General features: G+C 41.1%; 18 protein-coding genes and 1 pseudogene. 13 read left to right on the top strand and 6 right to left on the bottom strand.

The window, feature by feature from the left end:
• Positions 1–8: 8 nt before the first annotated feature.
• Positions 9–1,265, bottom strand: a complete 1,257-nt coding sequence (locus tag EXA13_RS02150; RefSeq protein ID WP_238131654.1) for a GGDEF domain-containing protein — start codon at positions 1,263–1,265, stop codon at positions 9–11.
• Between the two features lie 282 nt (positions 1,266–1,547).
• On the opposite strand from EXA13_RS02150, the gene EXA13_RS02155 reads away from it, so the two are divergent.
• The 9 genes from EXA13_RS02155 (at position 1,548) to EXA13_RS02195 (ending at position 9,982) form a co-directional block, all read left to right on the top strand.
• A complete protein-coding gene (locus EXA13_RS02155) occupies positions 1,548–1,925 on the top strand; it encodes a late competence development ComFB family protein (RefSeq protein WP_238131655.1) in 378 nt (125 codons plus the stop codon).
• A 2-nt stretch (positions 1,926–1,927) separates the two neighbouring features.
• Positions 1,928–2,206 carry an HlyU family transcriptional regulator gene (locus EXA13_RS02160; protein ID WP_238131656.1) on the top strand — a complete coding sequence of 93 codons (279 nt, stop codon included), beginning with the start codon at positions 1,928–1,930 and terminating at the stop codon, positions 2,204–2,206.
• A 281-nt stretch (positions 2,207–2,487) separates the two neighbouring features.
• Positions 2,488–4,032: a Re/Si-specific NAD(P)(+) transhydrogenase subunit alpha gene (locus tag EXA13_RS02165; RefSeq protein ID WP_238131657.1), complete on the top strand. Its 1,545-nt coding sequence runs from the start codon at positions 2,488–2,490 to the stop codon at positions 4,030–4,032.
• Positions 4,033–4,043: 11 nt separating this feature from the next.
• Entirely contained in the window at positions 4,044–5,420 is a 1,377-nt protein-coding gene (gene pntB / locus EXA13_RS02170) for a Re/Si-specific NAD(P)(+) transhydrogenase subunit beta (protein WP_238131658.1), read from the top strand.
• Between the two features lie 136 nt (positions 5,421–5,556).
• Positions 5,557–7,059: a sensor histidine kinase VxrA gene (gene vxrA, locus EXA13_RS02175; protein WP_430794458.1), complete on the top strand. Its 1,503-nt coding sequence runs from the start codon at positions 5,557–5,559 to the stop codon at positions 7,057–7,059.
• A complete protein-coding gene (gene vxrB, locus EXA13_RS02180) occupies positions 7,034–7,693 on the top strand; it encodes a response regulator transcription factor VxrB (RefSeq protein WP_238131660.1) in 660 nt (219 codons plus the stop codon). The genes vxrA and vxrB overlap by 26 nt, the downstream gene beginning before the upstream one ends.
• Before the next feature lie 4 nt (positions 7,694–7,697).
• On the top strand, positions 7,698–8,573 hold the full coding sequence (locus EXA13_RS02185) for a DUF2861 family protein (RefSeq protein ID WP_238131661.1): 876 nt from the start codon (positions 7,698–7,700) through the stop codon (positions 8,571–8,573).
• A 58-nt stretch (positions 8,574–8,631) separates the two neighbouring features.
• On the top strand, positions 8,632–9,780 hold the full coding sequence (locus EXA13_RS02190; RefSeq protein WP_238131662.1) for a conjugal transfer protein TraF: 1,149 nt from the start codon (positions 8,632–8,634) through the stop codon (positions 9,778–9,780).
• A gap of 40 nt (positions 9,781–9,820) precedes the next feature.
• Positions 9,821–9,982 (top strand): YoaH family protein, encoded by a 162-nt coding sequence (locus EXA13_RS02195; protein WP_238131663.1) that lies wholly within the window; start codon positions 9,821–9,823, stop codon positions 9,980–9,982.
• A gap of 402 nt (positions 9,983–10,384) precedes the next feature.
• Here EXA13_RS02195 and EXA13_RS02200 read toward each other — a convergent pair whose 3' ends face one another.
• A complete protein-coding gene (locus EXA13_RS02200) occupies positions 10,385–11,656 on the bottom strand; it encodes an O-acetylhomoserine aminocarboxypropyltransferase/cysteine synthase family protein (protein WP_238131664.1) in 1,272 nt (423 codons plus the stop codon).
• 84 nt (positions 11,657–11,740) lie between these two features.
• Here EXA13_RS02200 and EXA13_RS16955 point away from each other — a divergent pair.
• A pseudogene (locus EXA13_RS16955) lies at positions 11,741–11,932 on the top strand (DUF3693 domain-containing protein); the annotation flags it as partial.
• Positions 11,933–12,090: 158 nt separating this feature from the next.
• A complete protein-coding gene (locus tag EXA13_RS02210) occupies positions 12,091–12,360 on the top strand; it encodes a regulator (protein WP_346346940.1) in 270 nt (89 codons plus the stop codon).
• 24 nt (positions 12,361–12,384) lie between these two features.
• Here EXA13_RS02210 and EXA13_RS02215 read toward each other — a convergent pair whose 3' ends face one another.
• The 4 genes from EXA13_RS02215 to EXA13_RS02230 all read right to left on the bottom strand — a co-directional run bounded on the left by EXA13_RS02215 (position 12,385) and on the right by EXA13_RS02230 (position 13,729).
• Positions 12,385–12,708: a type II toxin-antitoxin system RelE/ParE family toxin gene (locus EXA13_RS02215; protein WP_238131665.1), complete on the bottom strand. Its 324-nt coding sequence runs from the start codon at positions 12,706–12,708 to the stop codon at positions 12,385–12,387.
• Positions 12,683–12,913, bottom strand: coding sequence for a TA system antitoxin ParD family protein (locus EXA13_RS02220; protein WP_158116517.1), 231 nt, complete (start codon positions 12,911–12,913; stop codon positions 12,683–12,685). Before EXA13_RS02220 ends, EXA13_RS02215 begins: the two co-directional genes overlap by 26 nt.
• 206 nt (positions 12,914–13,119) lie before the next feature.
• Positions 13,120–13,434: a hypothetical protein gene (locus tag EXA13_RS02225; protein WP_238131666.1), complete on the bottom strand. Its 315-nt coding sequence runs from the start codon at positions 13,432–13,434 to the stop codon at positions 13,120–13,122.
• Positions 13,424–13,729 (bottom strand): hypothetical protein, encoded by a 306-nt coding sequence (locus EXA13_RS02230; RefSeq protein ID WP_238131667.1) that lies wholly within the window; start codon positions 13,727–13,729, stop codon positions 13,424–13,426. The genes EXA13_RS02225 and EXA13_RS02230 overlap by 11 nt, the downstream gene beginning before the upstream one ends.
• A gap of 75 nt (positions 13,730–13,804) precedes the next feature.
• On the opposite strand from EXA13_RS02230, the gene EXA13_RS02235 reads away from it, so the two are divergent.
• Together EXA13_RS02235 and EXA13_RS02240 are read left to right on the top strand one after the other, a co-directional pair.
• Complete coding sequence (locus EXA13_RS02235; protein WP_238131668.1) at positions 13,805–14,011, top strand: hypothetical protein; 207 nt, start codon at positions 13,805–13,807, stop codon at positions 14,009–14,011.
• Positions 14,011–14,187, top strand: a complete 177-nt coding sequence (locus EXA13_RS02240) for a hypothetical protein (protein WP_238131669.1) — start codon at positions 14,011–14,013, stop codon at positions 14,185–14,187. The genes EXA13_RS02235 and EXA13_RS02240 overlap by 1 nt, the downstream gene beginning before the upstream one ends.
• Positions 14,188–14,232: the final 45 nt, after the last annotated feature.

Raw genomic sequence — 14,232 nt, forward strand, 5'->3', positions numbered from 1 at the left:
ATTTTTATTTAATAAGAGGCTACAGCCGTAAGAGGGGCTTGTTTTATACAGTTCCTTCCCGAATTTTTGGCTTTATACAAAGCTTCATCCGCCAGTTTTAATGCTCGTCTTGGGTCTTTTTCAATACTGCTGTCACAAATGCCGATACTAACGGTAATGTTGACCGATGTTTTCTTCTCATTGCTTCGTTTTTTCATTCCCGCACGCTGGCTTTTAGGGCGTTCTTCAATATTGCGTACGATAAGATCATATTGCTCAATATCATTACGTAACCACTCTAAAGACTCTTGTGCTTGAGCAACATTTTTCCCTTTGAACAAAATGGTAAATTCCTCTCCACCATAACGATAAACATGGCCTCTACCGGGAATATGTCGTAACCGACTTGCGACAAGCTTGAGAACATCGTCACCAGTATCATGGCCAAAGTTATCGTTGAAGGTTTTAAAGTGATCAATATCTAACATGGCTACGGTAAATTTTCGGCCTAATCTCTGTAGGTCGAGGTCTAAAGCATACCGACCGGGTAGCTGGGTGAGACGATCTTTAAATGCCAGTTCATGCCCGACAGAAAGCAGATACAAGAGTAGGAGAATGCCTGCTAATGAGAACATCGTGCTAGAAATATAAGGGACATGGAAAAAAATAAAGGTATTAGTAATTAATAATACCGAGGTGTACGTCACTGCATCCATAAGGCGATTTCTCGTCAGCAGTAAAATGGCACAAACTCCAACAATAGAAGCAAGATAAAGAATGACGATCACGGGCAAACGGGACAGCCTTGGCTCGGAATACAGTAGCCCCTCATTTAGCCCTGAAAACCCTTCAGAATCAAAGTGCACAACAATCAAGCCACTCCATAGGGTAAAGAACGCTAATATACTAAGGTATAATGCAAACCCTTTACTGATGAGTCCTTCATTATTAAATGCATAGCTAATCAGGCAAGCAACCGGTAGTAATACCGCTAATAGAGATAATTCAAGTAATGTTGATCCCATCGTAAGCGGGGTTTGTAAGCGACATTGAATAACCCAATAGCTGATCAGCATAGTAGAGGCGATCATCGCAATGCGGCTCTGTTTAAAGAGATGGGCAACCGCAATGGCGGCAGAAAAGAGCACATAAGGCAATGTTCCTGCAAAACCACTGTTGGTACGGCTGACGAGAATTACGTTATTCATTCCTATCCATACTGTGATCAGTAAGAGAAGCGGAAAAGCAAAACGAAACCAAGACGAGGAGGTAAAACCCGTTAACATGTTTTATTTATAAACCATTTACTGTGATTACGTAGAGATACAAATTAAACGTCATGAAAAAGAGATAAATGACTTTACCCCTCACTAAATATAAGGATACGTTGATTTCATCAATTGCCAAGCTTTTGCTAAACTAAACACGAGAATCACCGTGTCGTTTTAGTAGAAAATGCCAATCTTAGCTCTCATTGCCAACCTTCTTGCTGAAGTGTAACAGGCTTTCTGTATCACAAGTGAGATAAAGTCGTTTTGTCTGCTATGAAATGATGAGGAGTTCAGCTTATGCAACTGAACATGGAAGTCCATAATTATATGGAAACATTAGTTGGGCAAGTGCTTGCCCAAGAACCGTATGTCTCACATTATAATAATGATCAACTGGCTGATTTAGCTTGTTTGGCTTTAAATCAAATTCGGCCAGTATACATTCGTTTTGATATTGATTTTTTGTCGTCATTACCAGAAGAGCGTTTAGTCGTCTTAAAACAGCGGGCAATCGCTGCGGTTGAAGCGGCTGAACCGATGATCATTGATGATCGTCGAACCGAACGTGACATGGTGACACCGGTTACATATGGAAAACGTATCGTTGATGAAGAGGTGGCTCTAGAATGGTATGAAACCCCTATTATGGGCCATAAAGTGATGGAAAAGGAGTAGTTGTGGGATTATTTTCACGTGTGTTTGGCAGTCAATCAAAAAAGACGAAAGAAGAAGATCAACCAGTTGAATATAAAGGTTTTTTAATCTATCAGGAACCGATTAATGAACACGGTCAGTATCGTGTTGCAGGCCGAATAACTCAAGAAGTGGAGGGGGTGTGGAAAGTGCATCGTTTTATCCGTTCTGATCTCCTTTCCAATGAAACAGAAGCCAAAGAACTTATGCTCAATAAAGCACAGCTCTATATTGACCAGATGAGAGGAGAAATCTTCGAATAATTCGCCAAGTCGTTGACAGAAATCATAAATAAAAGAACCGTAAGTCGATATGCTTACGGTTCTTTTATTTATTTGCGTACTTTGCAAAAACCTGTTTTTCTCTGTCACGACTTGTGTAGATTTGCTATCTTATCTGACTTAATGCAAGTTAGATGTTTAAAAACAGCAAATTCGAATCCGTCTTTCACTAAATACTGAGCCTGAGGTGATTCATGTTATCAGTTTTTAGGGCAAGCAGATAAGAACAGAATAATCATTGTGCCAATAGTCAAGGAACTGCTATGCAAATTGGTGTACCAAAAGAAATACTCGCAGGAGAAACGCGAGTCGCTGCTTCACCGTCATCGGTCGAACAGCTAATAAAATTAGGTTTTGAGGTCGTCATTGAATCTCAAGCAGGCCTTTTAGCGAGTTTTGAAGATTCTGCTTTTCAAGCAGCAGGAGCAACAATTGCTGATAAAGAGCAAGTGTGGAATTCAGAACTGATTTTAAAAGTCAATGCGCCTGTTAGTAATGATGAAATTGACGAAATTTCTTTGCTCAAGGATGGGGCCACACTGATTAGCTTTATCTGGCCAGCACAACAAACTGAATTGATGGAAAAACTTTCCAGCAAGAATATTAACGTACTTGCGATGGACTGCGTTCCACGAATTTCTCGTGCTCAAGCTTTAGATGCATTGTCGTCAATGGCAAACATTGCAGGATATCGAGCTGTCGTTGAAGCCGCTCATGAATTTGGCCGTTTCTTTACTGGACAAATCACCGCTGCGGGGAAAGTGCCACCAGCCAAAGTATTTGTTGCTGGTGCAGGTGTTGCCGGCCTTGCTGCTATTGGTGCTGCTGGAAGTTTAGGCGCGATTGTACGTGCATTTGATGTGCGACCTGAAGTCAAAGAGCAAGTACAGTCCATGGGGGCTGACTTCTTAGAAGTTGACTACCAAGAAGCCGCGGGATCTGGCGATGGTTATGCTAAAGAGATGTCTGACGACTTTAATCGCAAAGCGGCTGAGCTTTATGCTGAGCAAGCAAAAGATGTCGACATTATCATTACGACCGCATTAATCCCCGGTAGACCGGCACCTAAGCTCATTACCAAAGACATGGTTGATAGCATGAAAGCGGGTAGTGTGATCGTTGACTTAGCGGCTGCGAATGGCGGTAACTGTGAATACACGGTAAAAGACCAAGTGTTTGTGACCGAAAATGGCGTCAAAGTGATTGGCTATACCGATATGGTTGGGCGCTTACCGACTCAATCTTCACAGCTCTATGCAACAAACTTAGTTAACTTACTTAAACTACTTTGCAAAGAGAAAGACGGTAATATTCATATTGATTTTGATGACGTGGTATTACGCGGCGTCACAGTGGTGAAACAGGGTGAAATTACTTGGCCTGCGCCACCAATTCAAGTCTCTGCACAGCCTCAGCAGGCACAAGCAAAACCTGTGGTAGAAAAACCGAAAGCTGAGCCTACCTCTCCGATCAAGAAGTTGGCAGCATTGGCCGTTGGTGTTGGTGCTTTTGCTTGGGTTGCCTCAGTGGCTCCTGCCGCATTTTTAGGTCATTTTACGGTTTTTGTTTTGGCCTGTGTGGTTGGGTATTACGTGGTTTGGAACGTAACGCATTCTTTGCATACTCCACTAATGTCGGTAACGAATGCTATCTCAGGTATCATTGTCGTTGGGGCATTATTACAAATTGGTCAAGGAAATGGCATTGTTACCGCCTTGGCATTTATTGCTGTTTTAATTGCAAGTATCAACATCTTTGGTGGCTTTACGGTAACCAAACGTATGCTTGAAATGTTCCGTAAAGACTAAGGGAGTTCACAATGTCTGCAGGATTAGTACACGCGGCTTATATTGTGGCTGCTCTATTTTTTATTTTGAGTTTGGCGGGCTTATCAAAGCAAGAATCAGCAAAAGCAGGGAATTACTATGGTATTGCGGGTATGGCAATTGCTTTACTTGCAACTATTTTTAGCCCAGATGCTCAAGGGTTAAGCTGGATTTTACTTGCGATGGTCATCGGTGCGGCGATGGGTATCCACTTAGCAAAGAAAGTCGAAATGACCCAAATGCCTGAGTTGGTAGCAATGTTGCACAGCTTTGTTGGTATGGCGGCAGTATTGGTGGGCTACAATAGCTTACTGGATGCCCCTCTGGTTGCCACTCATGCTGAACATGTTATCCACCTTGTTGAAGTCTTTCTTGGTGTATTCATTGGTGCGGTTACCTTTACGGGTTCTATCGTTGCTTTTGGTAAGTTGCGTGGAACGATTAATTCATCACCACTTAACTTGCCACATAAACACAAGTTAAACCTTGCAGCACTGGTTGTATCCGCTTTCTTACTAATCAATTTCTTGAATACTGATGGGGGGCTATTCCCCTTGATCGTAATGACAGTTATTGCTTTAGTTTTTGGTTACCACTTAGTTGCCTCTATCGGTGGCGCAGATATGCCAGTGGTTGTTTCCATGTTGAACTCTTACTCAGGCTGGGCAGCAGCTGCCGCTGGGTTTATGCTGGCTAATGATCTCTTAATTGTTACCGGTGCTTTAGTCGGTTCTTCAGGTGCTATCTTGTCTTATATCATGTGTAAGGCAATGAACCGCTCATTTATCAGTGTAATTGCGGGGGGATTTGGTCAAGAAATCGTAATTAATTCGGATGAAGAGCAAGGTGAATACCGTGAGATGAATGCAGAAGATGTTGCCGATATGCTGAAAAATTCCAGTTCGGTAATCATCACTCCTGGATATGGTATGGCGGTGGCTCAGGCACAATATCCGGTCTATGAAATTACCGAAAAACTCCGTGCGCATGGTGTGAAAGTTCGCTTTGGTATTCACCCTGTTGCTGGTCGGTTACCGGGTCACATGAACGTACTCTTAGCTGAGGCAAAAGTCCCTTATGATATCGTGCTAGAAATGGACGAAATCAATGATGACTTTTCCGATACGGATACAGTTCTCGTGATTGGTGCAAATGACACGGTAAACCCTGCTGCACTAGAAGATCCCAATAGCCCAATTGCGGGTATGCCCGTTTTAGAAGTTTGGCATGCTAAAAATGTGATTGTCTTTAAACGTTCAATGAATACTGGCTATGCTGGTGTACAAAACCCACTGTTCTTTAAAGAAAACACCTATATGTTATTTGGTGATGCAAAAGAGAGTGTAGACTCAATATCTAAAGCATTGTAATCTTCGTCTTTAGGTTCTACTAAGAAGCCAGCATTTGCTGGCTTTATTCGTTTTGGATATGGCCCAATTTCTTTTGACGATAGCTCGGTCTATTATTGACAGTGATATAACAAGAACACTATATATCCATTGGATAATTAATCTCCATTTTTGGGGTTTTATGATCAAACGAACATTAACATTGGCTACTGCTATTATTCGCTCCCTCATTTTTTTATGGGTGACCGCCTCAGTTTTTCCGGTTTATGCCGATTCATTGCCGGAGCGAATCGATCAGTTTGTTTCATCGTTTGATTATCAAACTGCCGTGGTAACTTATGATATTCGTAGTATCCAGAAAGAGTATCCCACTCGGTTATTGATTCACGAAACGATGTTACCTCAGACTTCGGCTTATCCTTTAAAGGATATCCAGTTACTGTATCGGTTGGCTGAAAATTGTTCAGGAAATTTGCCTCTTAACCCTTTAGTGACGGAGCCGTTGGTTTTTACTCGAGCACTCTGTAAAGGTACACAATTACCGATACGCTGGTTTGCTCGAAGTGCATTAATTCACCCTGGTGGTGGAACCTATGCGGCGCGTTATGCGGAAGCTTATCCTGACATGTTCACTGAACTTGAACCATTTATGCATATTCAAGAACGACCAAAAGCGACCGAAGAAAGCCTGCTTGGACGTCTTCAGCACATGGATGAAGAGACGATGAGCGCACTGATTTCAGGCTCAGTCATGTTTAGTGATGGGACACTGTACTGGCTCAGAAAGGGTGATAAGTATCATCTATTTGAAGAGAGCGCTTGGCAGCAAAATGCGGGTAAAGCTGGATTATCTTTTACCTTAGCAAGCAATGACACTACCTGTTTTGTTCAACGTGGGAACTTATGCTGGGATATTGAAGATCATTCAGATCTCTTACGCATTAGTATGGTGATATTGGTCATTGCCAACATCTTGCTAGTGATTGGATGGTCAATCTACCGATGGAATTCCAAACGACAAGATATGAAAAGTCGGATGCTCATTTTACAGATTCTCACTCATGAGCTGAGAACTCCGATTGCCAGCTTGTCGTTAACGGTTGAAGGTTTTCGCCGTGAGTTTGAACATTTACCTGAATCTGTATACGATGAGTTTCGTCGACTCTGTGAAGATTCTCGTCGATTAAGGCAGTTAGCCGAAGCGAGTAAAGATTATCTGCAATCGGATAACAAACCACTGGCAACCGACTGGGTTCCTTCTGTTGCTGAGTGGTTAGAATATAAAGTAGAAGAAGAATTTGTAGAACCGATTGAGTTTATTATTAACCAAGACATAGCTGCGAAATTAAATGTTTATTGGCTTGGAACTTGTGTGGATAATTTAATCCGCAATGCGGTCAAATATGGCGTTACCCCCGTGACGTTAGAAGTTTTAACACAACCGAACTCAGTTATTATTAAGGTTACTGACCAAGGGACACTTACAAATAAAGATTGGCGTCATTTACGCAAGCCATTTGTTAGCAAAAGTGGCTTAGGACTTGGCTTAACTATAGTAGAATCGATGGTTGGAAGAATGGGGGGATCGATGACCCTTATTGGACCACCGACCACTTTTATATTGGAGATACCCTGTGAAACAGACATTGCTTCTCGTTGAAGATGATAAAAACCTCGCTGACGGATTATTAGTTAGCTTGGAGCAAGCAGGATATGACTGTTTACATGCAGAAACCATTGCAACTGTAAAACAACATTGGGAAAAAGCAGATTTAGTGATTTTGGATCGCCAATTACCCGACGGTGACTCTGTGCAGCATATGGCTGAATGGAAAAAGATCAAAGATGTTCCGGTTATCTTACTAACAGCACTTGTTACGGTTAAAGATAAAGTAACGGGCCTTGATGCTGGAGCCAATGATTACTTAACCAAACCCTTTGCCGAAGCCGAGCTATTCGCCAGAATAAGAGCACAGCTTCGCTCCCCTGATAGCGATGAGCATGATGATAGCAAAGTTATTACCCCCAATTTGGTTATTGATAAAGCCACCAGAGAAGTGTTTTTCAACGAGCAAGCGGTTACCTTAACCCGAACTGAGTTTGATTTATTGCTATTTTTGGCCAGTAATTTAGGCCGAGTTTTTACTCGTGATGAACTTCTTGATCATGTATGGGGATATAATCATTTTCCAACCACGCGTACGGTTGATACGCATGTTCTGCAACTACGCCAAAAGCTTCCAGGATTAGAAATTGAAACTTTGCGTGGTGTGGGATACAAAATGAAAGCCTAATTTCATGCAAAAAAAAGCATTGATTCTGGGCACGTTACTTAGCGTGCCTTTTCAGCTTCATAGTAGTGATTGGTTTGAAACGAATACACCTTTGACTCAAGCTCATCAAAATCTATTGACCAATGATCTTGAAAGCATGTTTGCTTCTTTGGTTGAAGTCTGGCAATTAGAACAAAACAAAAATACTCAAACTCATCTAAATGATTTATTACTTCAATCACTCTCGGTTGATTGTGGAAAAAGCTTAAGTAGTAAACCTTTTCCTGAGTGGATCAAATCTGTCACCATTACGAATGTTGATATTCAAAGCCCTGGCCGAGATGCCTATCAGGTATTAGTAGAAGCACAAACGAGTAAAGAACTTGCCAATGTTAAACTGACTCAATGGGTTGAGAAACCACTGTCTAGCGATGTGTTATTTAATCTAAAAGGTGACGATGTCACTAGTGATTGGAGAACGTATCTCAAACGCTATAATTTAAATACCAAATTATCGATCGGATTATATCGGTTAGATATCACAGCAAGTGATCAAACTTCTTGGAGTTCATGGATAATCTTTGGTGATCCTAAAGCAAAACAAACGGTACGCTGGGCATCAAAAGATCAGTGGGTTGTGGAAAAAAATGCATTGTTGAATCGATACTGTCCATTACCAAAACTGAATGTGTCGGTTTTTGATTATGTAGAGAATGAATATAAAGAAATCTGGACCAAAAGCTACGAATCTGACTATCCGACAGAGCTTGAACTAACAAATTTAGCCTCAGATCGCTATGTTCTTGCGGTATCCATGACACATCAACGTTGGCAGGGAGCGATAACCATAGAGCAAGCTCAAGTTATCAGTAAGACATATAATGTTTCACTAGAGGAATAGCTAAAGTTAATAGACAATAGGCCGCTAAAACAGAAAAGGAACGGACGGTTTATTTGGCATGAAGTATAAAATTAACCTTTTAGCGTTATCTGTTACGCTAGCAGCAGGACATTCCTTTGCTGCAAACTACGCGATTGAAGCTCGCGGTGATGCTATGGGTGGTGTAGGGGTTGTCGCCGCTAACTATCTTACTGCTCCATTCTATAACCCAGCAATTGTTGCTATCTATCGACGTAGTGATGACGCAGGTATGATATTACCCAGTGTTGGCCTAACCTATAACGACCCCAATAAACTGGTTAAAGGTATTGATAATATTGCGGATTTGATCAACAGCAGTGATTTATCAAAAGCGGGTGAGCTACAAGCGGCAATGGATGATATTGACGGTAGCGTACTGAACGCCAATATCGGTGGGGTGGTTGCTTTTGGAATCCCAAATCGCTATATCTCTGCCAATATTTTTGGCAAAGCCTATGTTGAGTCCTTTGCGTCGCCAGTCATTGCTGAAACTTGTCCAGATTCTCTGAATAGTGATGAATGTACGCTTGAAAAAGCAAAAAATAGTACCGTCCATGCGGTTTCCGTAGCTGTGACAGAAGTCGGAATATCATTAGCTAAGTATCAAACGGTATTGGGGCAGCATATGTCTTTTGGTATAAGCCCAAAGCTACAACGTATCCATACCTATGTTTACCAAGCTAGCTTCACCAACTATGAGTTTAAAGACTTTTTGGATGACGGTACTGGTGAAACCACATTCAATATTGATGCTGGGGCACTGTGGTTTCATGGCCCTTATCGACTAGGTGTTTCTGCGAGCAACTTAGTGAGTCGAGACATACAAACCCGCAATATTGGCAGCGTACAATACGAATATCAGATTCGTCCCCAAGTAACATTTGGAGCGGGAATTGTCGCTGATTATTTTTCTCTCAGTGTTGATTATGATGTGAATACTGATAAGCGCTATAAAAACTTCGCGGATGATACTCAAATGATTAGAGTAGGCGGTGAAGTGGATATCATGCGACAGCTTAAACTCAGGGCAGGGTACAACAAAAACCTAGCTTATAGTGATTCAGAAGATACGGTAACCGCTGGAGTTGGGCTTTCTCCACTTGGCTTATTTCAATTAGACATTGGAGCGAGTTATACCAATGAAAAAGCAATGGGAGCCTATGTAAACTTCCTTGCGAGTTACTAAATGAACCTCTATAGTTTGGCTCCTTTATAGGAGCTTTTTTATGTTTGATGATTTACCAACTTTAACTCATGCAGAGCAACAAGCCGCTGTTGAACAAATTCAACAATTAATGTCACAAGGTATGAGCACGGCACAAGCGATTAAAGTTGTTGCCGAACAGATACGATCTAAGCAATCTACCCCCTCTCAAAGCAAAGAATAAACAACTGAAAAGATAGAATAAAATAGGGCGCAAAAGCGCTCTTTTTTTGTTTTAAATAATGACGTTAAGCAATTAATTTATTTAAGTTTCAATTGGTTACGCTAGTATAAAGTGCTAGTGATAAACCTGAATGGTTAGGTGAAAACAATGAGTTGTAATAAAATTACAAGTTAATTTGACCAGTCAAATTCAGCTAGTGGAATATTCTGAATTTAAACGCTGTCACGTTTTTGCTCGCTAAATCGTTAAAACAAGTGGCATTTATATATGAGAAGGAAGGACGGTACAGAAAACGTTTAAATAGAGATATATTAGATAAAGAAAAAGCTCATCAATATAGTGACATTGTCACTATATTGATGAGCTTGACATAGTAAAGGCTAAAGCCATTGGTAATAAGTATTATTGTGACGCTTTAAGAGCTTGATCAAGATCTGAAATTAAATCATCAATGTGTTCAATCCCTATAGAGAGGCGGACCATGTCGGAAGAGACTCCCGCTGCCTTTAATTCTTCATCATTGAGCTGACGATGTGTGGTTGCAGCAGGAATTGCAGAACAACTTTTTGCATCACCGATATTAACCAAGCGAAGAATTAATTTCAGAGCATCATAGAAGCGGGCTCCTGCATCTCGACCTCCAACGATTCCAAAACTTAAGATTCCCGATGCCTGTCCCTGCATATATTTTTCTGCCAAGTGATGATCTTTATGTGTAGGCAAGCCGGCATAGTTAACCCAACTTACTTGTGGGTGCTGAGAAAGCCAGTGAGCAATAGCCAAACAGTTTTGGTTAATACGTTCGATGCGTAACGCTAAAGTTTCTAATCCTTGCAAAAGATTCCATGCTGATTGAGCACTAAGTGCTGCTCCCATATTACGAAGAGGAACCACGCGCGCTCGGGCAATAAAAGCTGCAGCACCAATATCTTGTGTGTAATTAACACCATGATAAGAAACATCGGGTTGATTAAGTAAAGGAAAACGTTCTGCATGTTCAGCCCATGGAAATTGCCCTGAATCCACAATTAATCCACCGATAGTGGTCCCATGTCCACCGATATACTTGGTGGCAGAATGCACGACAATATCAGCACCATGCTCAAATGGACGCCAAAGAAATGGAGTGGCAACCGTATTATCAACAATTAAAGGGAGACCATGTTGATGAGCTATATCGGCTAAAGCTTGAATATCGACAATACTGCCTGAAGGGTTACCGATACTTTCACAAAAAATGGCACGAGTATTTTTATCAATAAGCTGAGCAATGTGATTAAAGTTATCTTTATCAGCAAAGCGGACTTCAATTCCTTGTCTTGGTAAAGTGTGAGCAAATAAATTATATGTTCCACCATAGAGCTCGCTAATTGAAACAATATTATCTCCAGTTTGAGCGATGGTTTGAATAGCGTAGGTGATGGCTGCCATACCCGAAGCAACAGCTAAGGCTCCAACACCACCTTCAAGGGCTGCAATGCGCTGTTCAAGAACATCACAAGTCGGGTTCATAATTCGAGAGTAAATATTCCCTTGAACTTTTAAGTCAAATAGATCTGCAGCATGTTGAGCATTATCAAAGCTAAATGATGTCGTTTGGTGAACGGGGATCGCGACAGCATTTTGATTATCAGGTTGGTATCCATGATGTAAAGCTATTGTTTCACGTTTCATTACATATCCTTGTTGTATCTAACGTTTTCCCATCAAAGCATGGGGTTAAAAGCATGTCAATTTCGATTATCAACAAACCTGAACGACCCAGAACTAGTATTACTTGGATGCCACGCAGACCGCAACGAAAACCCACGTATCAAACAGCTATGGGAACACATAGCAAAAAAGCAAAACGGGCTAGGATTAAAAGCAATATCAATGAGTTGCGGAGCGTTAACGCTGACAATGTTGACGGTTAATTCCCCACTTTCCCAGCGCGCGTTATGTTTGCTTACGTTAATTGTTGCTAATCAATCACTTAGAAGTGAAACCTCTTCTTTTATAGGTTTCGACAATGAAGTACCGCGAAATGACCAAAATATATATTTCGTGAATTCAAGTGCAAGTTAACAGAAAAAGAAACGGCTAAACTTTGTTTTAAAAGTGTGAGAATGGTCAAAGAATGGGACAAAGGAAAAACTATACCGCCAGAGTGTAAACGGCTTATGCGGTTAGCAACAAAGAATAAATTGAGCACGCTAGACGCGTGGTATGGCTTCAAAATTGTAAATAATTTGCTCGAATTACCAACGGGACAAAAAGTGACACCGCAACAAATCCTAACCGGAATCGCACTCGTTGAAATAGAATCGACAGAGGACATTAAAACAAAAGCAAAGCTACTCAAATATGCGAGAGCAATCGCTAAGTTGAAAGCATAAGAAAAGGGGCTTTAAGCCCCTTTATCATTGAATTAACTTTAAATCTCTTTTACGGCTTGACTTCATATCTCGATAGAAATTTTCATGACTACCAAGTTGAAGTAAGTAAATCTCTAATTTCTTATCAAGCCAAGAATAGCCTAAAAGAACCTGCTGATTCTCAAGTCTAAACTTATGAACCCTAAGATGTGATAAATCTCCTTTTTTTTGCTCTCCTAGCTCAGGATCACAAATGAGTTTATCAATTTCATCTTCTACGACTTTTAACTGCAAATCCGACAGTTTAGCCAACGCTTTTGTAAAACGAGGGGTTTCATAAACATCAATTTCTTGCGGTTCGTCTAACATATCGTTTTGCTAGTCCCTGTTTGATTTCTTCAGTCGCAAGCAAAGTCTCATGCACGAATTCATAGGATAAATCAGGGTTATCAATCATTATCTGCCCAATTTTAGCCCAGTACTCGATTTGTTTAGGCAGAGAGCGGTTTTCCGCTTCAGCGTGAACCTTAGCATGTGAGACAAAACCGTCATCTAGCCTTACACTAGTTGCCATAATTGTTTCTCCATTATGTCTATTCAATGCCGATATGATGCGACAATTTGTTGCAAAATGCAATCATTTAACCCATTGAGATAACTGACGCGCGGTGTTTACATGATCAACATGCTTAGCATGGCCACCGCTTGTCTGCTCAAAAGCCATAGATAAATGTGCAAAAAGACGCCCATTTATCCATGACTTTCGACCTTAAATTAAAACTATAACAACGTTGTTTTTATTATCATTTTAAGCTCTTTCTTAACGTCATTCGTTGACGTAGAACGAAAGAGATCGCCCATCAAAGGAATGTCTTTTAGAACAGGAACTCCGCTTTCTACATTGCGCTTTTCACTCGAGATTAAGCCACCCAATACGATAGTTTCTCCATTTCTTAGTATCACAGTAGTCGTAAGCGTGCGTTTATTTGTGATGATATCGGATGCGATGGTACTGTTTGTTACTGTGCTGGATTCTTGATTGATTGTCAGTACAACTTTATCAGCAACGATGTGGGGAACAACCTCAAACGTCACGGCGCTCAATACGTTGAATAGAATTGCCGCCGCTTGTGACTTCAGACGCAACAAGGAAAGGGACGTTTTGACCGACGGTGATATAACCGTGCTCTCTATCCATGATCAACATATTAGGCCGTGACAATAGGGCGGTATTATTTGAAGTAGAGACCGCCTTCACTAAAGCACTAAAATCACCGCCTTCGAATATGAAAAAATTATCCTTCAGTCGGTTAGCAGTAACAGTATTCACCGTAAACCCCGCATTCTCAAAAGCAGCAGTAAGATTGATACCAATTTCGCTTGAATCCAAGCGAATTGTCATAACTGTTATTGCTGCTGTGATAGCAGCCTATACCATAAAAAAACTGAACGAGTGGAAATTGCTATGAAATCATATTTAAACAAATGGGGAGTAGACCTGAGCCAACCCTCAACAAGAAAAGGCTTGGCATTAATTGGGGCGGGGGTTGCGCTTGCCGTTGGTCAGCCTGAGCTTTTAACTGCTGCCATTAGCGATGATGGGATAAAATATGGTGGAGTCATTGGTACAGCCGTTCCGGTACTTCTTGGCCTATGGGAAACGATTAAGTAATGGGCGAATACCAAACCATTATAGTGGCTGCGGTGAGTGCTTTGTGTAGTGGGATTGGTGTTGGAGTAACCTTAAAAACAGATGTTAAATGGTTACGACTCATGATGGAGAAAATGGATAAACGAATCACTCGTTTAGAGAACAGCGCCCCAATTATTAGGAATTATCGTGGATAATCTGATTAACCATTCATTACAATTGCTTATTTATTTAATCATGAA

Origin of the sequence: Vibrio cincinnatiensis (genome assembly GCF_022113815.1) — a bacterium.
GTDB lineage: Bacteria > Pseudomonadota > Gammaproteobacteria > Enterobacterales > Vibrionaceae > Vibrio > Vibrio cincinnatiensis_A.